This window comes from Pseudoroseomonas cervicalis ATCC 49957 (assembly GCF_000164635.1).
GTDB classification, from domain to species: Bacteria; Pseudomonadota; Alphaproteobacteria; order Acetobacterales; family Acetobacteraceae; genus Pseudoroseomonas; species Pseudoroseomonas cervicalis.
Map to the genome: position 1 here is coordinate 164,713 of NZ_GG770777.1, position 6,697 is coordinate 171,409.

The 6,697-nt window shown below is 73.6% G+C and carries 7 protein-coding genes; 2 read left to right on the forward strand and 5 right to left on the reverse strand.

The genetic code is table 11. The annotated features are described in order from the left end of the window. On the forward strand, positions 1–1,337 hold a 1,337-nt coding region (locus tag HMPREF0731_RS00710; protein WP_007002050.1), incomplete at its 5' end, for a GNAT family N-acetyltransferase. A gap of 6 nt (positions 1,338–1,343) precedes the next feature. Here HMPREF0731_RS00710 and HMPREF0731_RS00715 read toward each other — a convergent pair. The 4 genes from HMPREF0731_RS00715 to otnI all read right to left on the reverse strand — a co-directional run bounded on the left by HMPREF0731_RS00715 (position 1,344) and on the right by otnI (position 4,603). Beyond that, on the reverse strand, positions 1,344–1,835 hold the full coding sequence (locus HMPREF0731_RS00715) for a hypothetical protein (RefSeq protein ID WP_007002051.1): 492 nt from the start codon (positions 1,833–1,835) through the stop codon (positions 1,344–1,346). Between the two features lie 7 nt (positions 1,836–1,842). Next, positions 1,843–2,718: a helix-turn-helix domain-containing protein gene (locus HMPREF0731_RS00720; RefSeq protein WP_007002052.1), complete on the reverse strand. Its 876-nt coding sequence runs from the start codon at positions 2,716–2,718 to the stop codon at positions 1,843–1,845. A 182-nt stretch (positions 2,719–2,900) separates the two neighbouring features. Then, a complete protein-coding gene (locus tag HMPREF0731_RS00725; protein ID WP_007002053.1) occupies positions 2,901–3,785 on the reverse strand; it encodes a 2-hydroxy-3-oxopropionate reductase in 885 nt (294 codons plus the stop codon). Positions 3,786–3,808: 23 nt separating this feature from the next. Beyond that, positions 3,809–4,603: a 2-oxo-tetronate isomerase gene (gene otnI / locus HMPREF0731_RS00730; RefSeq protein ID WP_007002054.1), complete on the reverse strand. Its 795-nt coding sequence runs from the start codon at positions 4,601–4,603 to the stop codon at positions 3,809–3,811. A 196-nt stretch (positions 4,604–4,799) separates the two neighbouring features. On the opposite strand from otnI, the gene HMPREF0731_RS00735 reads away from it, so the two are divergent. Then, positions 4,800–5,873, forward strand: a complete 1,074-nt coding sequence (locus tag HMPREF0731_RS00735; RefSeq protein WP_007002055.1) for an AI-2E family transporter — start codon at positions 4,800–4,802, stop codon at positions 5,871–5,873. 18 nt (positions 5,874–5,891) lie between these two features. Here HMPREF0731_RS00735 and truA read toward each other — a convergent pair whose 3' ends face one another. Continuing rightward, positions 5,892–6,653 (reverse strand): tRNA pseudouridine(38-40) synthase TruA, encoded by a 762-nt coding sequence (gene truA, locus HMPREF0731_RS00740; RefSeq protein ID WP_040612062.1) that lies wholly within the window; start codon positions 6,651–6,653, stop codon positions 5,892–5,894. Positions 6,654–6,697 lie beyond the last annotated feature (44 nt).

Consider the following 6,697-nt stretch of genomic DNA (forward strand, 5'->3'; position numbering starts at 1 on the left):
TGGCGGTGGATCGCCGCAACCGCGCCGCCGCCGCCGAGCTGCCACCGCGCGAGGTGCTGGAGCTGGCGCCCGACCGCGCCCGGGTGCGCGCCCTGATCGACGCGCTGCGCCGGGAGGGCCGCACCGGCTTCACCGAGGCCGAGGCGCTGGAGGTGCTGGAGGCCTATGGCCAGAAGGTGATCCCCGGCCAGGCCGTGCCGGATGCCGATGGCGCCATCGCCGCCGCCATGCGGCTGGGCTTCCCGGTGGTGCTGAAGGTGCTGAGCCCCGACCTGCCGCGCAAGACCGAGGTCGGCGGGGTGGTGCTGGGGCTGAAGGATGTCGCCTCGCTGCGCATGGCGGCGCACGCCATGCTGGCCGAGGTGCGGGCGAAGCGGCCGGAGGCGCGCATCCAGGGCTTCCTGGTGCAGCGCCAGGCCGGCGCCGGGGCGCTGCGCAGCCATGAGCTGCGGCTGCGCCTCGGCACCGACCCGATGTTCGGCCCCTGGATCGGCTATGGCCGTGGCGGCACCGCCTCGGATTTCGAGCCGGACGTCGCCTTCGACCTGCCGCCGCTGAACCGCACCCTGGCGTTTGCGATGCTGCGCCGCACCCGCACCATCCGGCTGCTGGAGGGCTTCCGCGACCACGCGCCGGTCGATCTCTCCCTGGTCGCCGATTCCCTGGTGCGGCTGTCGCAGATCGCCGTGGACTTCCCCGAGATCGAGGGGCTGATCGTCAACCCGCTGCTGGCCGATGAGCGTGGCGTGGTGGCGCTCGACGCCTCGGGCGGGCTGCACCCGCCGGGCGAGGTCTCCCCGCTGGCCATCCCGCCCTATCCAGCGGAGCTGGCGCAGCCCTGGCAGGCGCGGGACGGGCGGCGCCTGGTGGTGCGGCCGATCCGCCCCGAGGATGCGGCGGCGCATGCCGAGGCCTTCCGCCAGCTGGCGCCGGAGGATGTGCGCTGGCGCTTCTTCAGCCAGCTGAAGGAATTGCCGCCGGCGCAGATCGCCCGCATGACGCAGATCGACTACGACCGCGAGATGGCCTTCGTCGCGGTGGAGGAGCCGGCGGACGGCCCGCCGCGCACCGTGGGCGTGGCGCGGCTGATCCGCGAGCCCGGCGGCGCCCAGGGCGAGTTCGCCGTGGTCACCCTGCCCGGCTGGAAGGGCCAGGGGCTGGCGCGCCACCTGATGCAGCGCCTGTTCGACTGGGGCCGCGCCCAGGGGCTGGAGCGGGTGGTGGGCCAGGTGCTGGCCGACAACCAGCCGATGCTGGGCTTCGTCCGCGCGCTCGGCTTCCGCGTCGCCCGCTCGGCCGAGGATGACGATGTGATGGAGGCCCGGCTGGATCTCTGAGCCGGCTCAGCCCGGCTCGGCCAGCAGCGCGGCGGCGCGTGGCGAGAGCGGGCAGCCGCGGTCGCGCAGCGCGGCGATGGCCTGCCGCGCCAGGGCCCGGTTGGCGGTGTTGCCGGCGAAGCTGGCGAGCCGGCCATGGAATTCCAGCACGACATTCTCGGTGCCGCGGGTGCTGCGGTGGTCGACGCGCGCAATGGCCGTGTAGGGATGGCGGCGCAGCCGCAGCACGCGGCAGGCCATGTGCCCCGGGTGCAGTTCCAGCAGCGGCCGCAGGTCGCTCGACGCCCAGGCCAGCCAGGGCAGGCCGCGCCAGCCGGCGAAGGCGGCCACCAGCGGGATGCGCAACACCGGGTCGCCGGCCGGTGGCGGCGGGGGCGGAGCCGCCGCGCGCGCCCGTCGCAGCCGCCGTCCGACCATGCGCAGAAGCAGCACCCAGAGCAGCAGCAGGACGGCAACGCTGAGCCCGATCAACAGGCCGGCGGGCAGGTCCGGCGGCATGGCGGGCTCAGCGCGGCCCGACCTCGCGGATCACGTCGCGCACCCGCGCGGCGGCGGCGGCGCCCTTCAGCGCCTGGCGCCAGGCGGCCTCGGCCACGCGCTGATGCACCGCCACCGCCTCGTCCGCCGCGGTGATGGTGCCGACGCCGATGGCCGGGCTGGAGGTCAGGTCGGGCGGGAAGGGGGAGGTGCAGACATGCGCCCGCTCGCGCCCGCGCAGCACCAGGAAATTGCCCGCCGTCTCGCCGGCCAGCAGGCCGAGCTGCAGGCCGATCGGCACGCTTTCCATCAGCCCGGCGATGCTCTCCGCCTCGGCTCGGGCGGCCAGGCGGCAGCGGGTGCGGGTGCGGTCGGACAGCGCCAGCCCGGCGGCCACGCCATCCATCAGGAAGCGGCGCAGCGCCGCCTCGGACAGCATGGCGATGATGGTGGCGCGGCGCGACTGGTGCAGCTTCTTGCGCGCGGTCAGCAGGCCCATCGCCTGGTCGGCCGCGGCGCGCGCGGCGATCCGTTCCGGTGCCGAATCGGCGGCCTCGGCCCAGGCCTCGGCGAGCGCGCCGTCGAAGGCCTCGGTGGTGGTCTGGTAGCAGACGGCGCCGCCCACCTGCAGGATCTGGTCCGACTGCTCCTCGACCTGGCGCAGCCGCTCCTGGAAGGCGATGGGGCGGGAGAAATACTCGACGCCGATGCCCAGCAGCGACAGGGGGGAAATCTTCAGCAGCTCGGCCAGCCGGCGGATGGTGTCGAGCTTGATTACCTCGCCCTTCTCGTAGCGGTAGAGCGCGGCGCGCGACACGCCGAGGCGGGCCGCGATCTCCTCGGCCCGCAACCCGGACTCGAGACGGTAGGCCCGCAGCTGCTGGCCGATATCGGCGAAACGCATGGTACCTCTTGGCGATCGCGACCGGAGGGGAGCAGCACCGCGCGGCGATGTCTCGCCCGGCGCGGCTGTTTCTCAAATTGCTTGTATTGCGCCGCAATAGCAATGCGGAATCGGTTGCGGCCCCATCAATCCGCCCCGCCCTGCGGCATGGGGCGCGGCACGGCGGCCACGCCCCGCCGGGCTCAGCCGCCCGCCACCTTGTGCGCGGCCAGCAGCTCCAGCGCCTGCACCAGGCCGGAATGGTCCAGCCCGCCGCCGCCATTGGCGACGACCGCCGAGAACAGCGCCTGCGTCGAGGCGGTGTTGGGCAGGGCGACGCCCAGCTCCTTCGCCGATTGCAGCGCCAGGTTCAGGTCCTTCTGGTGCAGCGCGATGCGGAAGCCGGGGTCGAAGCTGCGCTTGATCATCCGCTCGCCATGCAGCTCCAGGATGCGCGAGGTGGCCAGCCCGCCCATCAGCGCCTGCCGCACCTTGGCCGGGTCGGCGCCGGCCTTGGAGGCGAAGACCAGCGCCTCGCCCACCGCCTCGATGGTCAGCGCGACGACGATCTGGTTGGCGACCTTGCAGGTCTGGCCGGCGCCATTCTCCTCGCCCACCAGGGTGATGTTCTTGCCCATCGCCTGGAACAGCGGCGTGGCGCGGTCGAAGGCCGCCTGCGGACCGCCCACCATGATGGTGAGCGAGGCGTTCTTCGCGCCGACCTCGCCGCCGGAGACCGGCGCGTCGAGATAGTCGCAGCCCAGCGCGCGGATTCGCGCGGCGAAATCCTTGGTGGCGGTCGGGCTGATCGAGCTCATGTCGATCACCAGCGTGCCGGGATTCAGACCCTCGGCCACGCCCCGCGCGCCGAACAGCACCGCCTCGACATCGGGCGTGTCGGGCAGCATCAGGATCACCACCTCGGCCGCGCCGGCCACCGCGGCGGCATCGGGCAGCACGCTCGCCGCCGCGCGCAGCTCGGGCGTCAGGCTGGCGCGCTCGGGGATGAAGAGGTCATGCCCGGCCTGCTTCAGGTGCAGCGCCATCGGCCGGCCCATGATGCCGAGCCCGATGAATCCGATCTTCATTGGCGAAACCTCCGTCTGCTGTGTCACTGCGCGGCCTGGCCGGCGCGATAGGGGGCGAACCAGCCGAGCCCGGCCAGGGTCTCGCCCTGGGGGCGGTATTCGCAGCCGATCCAGCCGCGGAAGCCGAGCGCGTCGATGCGCTCGAACACATAGGGCCAGGCGACCTCGCCGGTGCCGGGCTCGTGGCGGCCGGGCACGTCGGCCACCTGCATGTGCGCGATGATCGGCAGGTGCTTCTCGACGCGCTTGACCAGGTCGCCCTCGCTCACCTGGCAGTGGTAGAGGTCGAACTGCAGGCCGAGCCGCTCCGGCCCGATGGCCTCGATGATGGCGGCGGCCTGGTCCAGGCGCTTCAGGAACAGGCCGGGGATGTCGCGCTGGTTGATCGGCTCGATCACCGGCTTCACGCCGGCCTTGGCGCATTCCTCCGCCGCCCAGTCGAGATTGGCGCCATAGGTCGCGGTCAGCGTGTCATGCGCCACACCCTGCGGCGCGATGCCCGGCATGACATGCAGCCGCGGGCAGGACAGGACGGTGGCGTAGTCCAGCGCGCGGCGGATGCTGTCGCGGAATTCCTCGCGCCGTCCGGGCAGGGCGGCGGTGCCGCGCTCGCCCTTCGCCCAGTCGCCGGGGGGCGCGTTGAACAGCACCTGTTGCAGCCCGTTGTCGGCCAGCCGCGCGGCGATCTCGGCGGCCGGGAAGTCGTAGGGGAAGAGGAACTCCACCGCCTCGAAGCCGGCGGCGCGGGCGGCGGCGAAGCGCTCCAGGAAGGGCAGCTCCTGGAACATCATCGACAGATTCGCGGCGAAGCGCGGCATGCTCTTCCTCCTGGTTCCGCCCTCTGCGGGGCTGGCCGGGCTGGCCCGGTGGCGCGACCGGCACGCTAGAGGCCCCAGCGGGAAGCGCAAGGGGTTGTCAGACAAGTGCCGCCCCGCGGGACAGGGCCGGGCACGCCCGCGTGACGGGGCAGGGGCGGCGCTGGCGGAAGCGCGGGCGCTCGGGCAATGTCGCGCCATGCAATCCTCTTCCTCCCCCGAGCGGGGGCTGCAGCCGGCGCGGCTGCTCGGGCTGGCGGCGCTGGCGGCGCTGCTGATCGGCTGCTTCCTGGTGCTGCGCCCCTTCCTCTCGGCGCTGCTCTGGGCCGCCATCCTGGCCTTCTGCACCTGGCCCGCCTACCGCACGCTGCGCGACCGGCTGCGGCTCTCGCCCGGGCTGGCGGCGCTGCTGATGGTGACGCTGGAGATGCTGCTGGTCGGGCTGCCGCTGCTCTTCGCCACCCCGATCCGCGCCGAGGATATCGAGGGGCTGCGCAGCAGCGTCGAGAATCTGATCGCCTCCGGCCTGCCGGGACTCAGCGACTGGCTCGGCCGCATCCCCTGGGTGGGCGAGTTCCTGCGCGAGCGCTGGGACGCGCTGCAACTGGACTTCACGCCGCTGACCGACATGCTGCGCCCCTATGCGGGGGTGATCGCGCAGCAGGCGCTGGGGGTGCTGCTGGCGGTGCTGTCCGGCCTGGCCGAGCTGATCCTGGCGATCCTGCTCTCCTTCTTCTTCTACCGCGACGGGCCGCGCATGGCGGCCGGGCTGGAGGGGCTGGTGGTGCGCATCGCCGGCGCGCAGGCGCGGCGGCTGGTGCAGCTGACCGCCAATGTCACCACCGGCGTGGTCTATGGCCTGCTCGGCACGGCGGTGGCGCAGGGGCTGATGACCGGCTTCGGGCTGTGGATCTCCGGCGTGCCGCAGCCGGCGCTGCTGGCGGTGATCGCCGGCATCATCTCGGTGCTGCCGGTGGGGGCGCCGCTGGTCTGGCTGCCCGCCGCGCTGTGGCTGTTCAGCCAGGGCTCCACCGGCTGGGGGCTGTTCCTGCTGGTCTATGGCGCGGGCGGCATCAGCAGCGTGGACAATGTCATCCGCCCCTGGCTGATCAGCCGCGGCGCCGACCTGCCGCTGCTGCTGACCATCCTGGGCGCGCTGGGCGGCGTCTTCGCCTTCGGCTTCCTCGGCCTGTTCCTGGGGCCGGTGCTGCTGGCGGTGGGCTTCACCCTGCTGCGCGACTGGGCCGAAGAGGAGCCGCAGACGCTGCGCTGAGCCGGCCGCCGCCGCCCGTCACCGCCAGTCCAGCGGCGCCTGGTAGCGGGCTTCCAGGAAGGTCAGCCCCTCCGCCGGGGCGGTCTGCCCGGCCTGGCTGCGCTCGCGCGCTTCCAGCAGCCGGCGCGGCCAGTCCACGCCCTGCCGCCCCAGCCCGACCTGCGCCAGCGTGCCCACCATGTTGCGCACCTGGTGGTGCAGGAAGCTGCGCGCGGCGGTGTGGATCACCACCTCCTCGCCCTCGCGGCGGACATCCAGCCGGTCCAGGGTGCGCAGCGCGTGCTTCGCCTGGCAGGAGGCGGCGCGGAAGGCGGAAAAGTCATGCTTGCCGAGCAGCCCCTGCGCCGCCGCGTGCATCGCCGCGGCGTCGAGGGCGGGGCCGACATGCCAGACCCGCCCGGCCTGCAGCGCCGGGCGCGGCCGGCGGTTCAGGATGCGGTAGCGATAGGCCCGGCCGATGCAGGAAAAGCGCGCCGACCACTCCGCCGGCGGCACCGCCACGCCGAGCACGGCGACCGGGTGCGGCCGGGTGTGGTAGTTCAGCGCCTCGCGCAGCCGCACCGGGTCGAGCGCCTGGGCGATGTCGATCTGCACCACCATGCCCTCGGCATGCACGCCGGAATCGGTGCGGCCGGCGGCCTGGGTGGCGGCGGGCTGGCCCTGGTTCAGCGGCGACGCCGCCTCCTCCAGCACCTGCTGCACCGACAGGCCGCTGGGCTGGCGCTGCCAGCCGACGAAGGGCGCGCCGTCGAACTCGACGAGCAGGGCGTAGCGCGGCATCTCAGCCGAGGCGCTGGCCGGCGGGCAGGGCGTGGCCGCGCAGG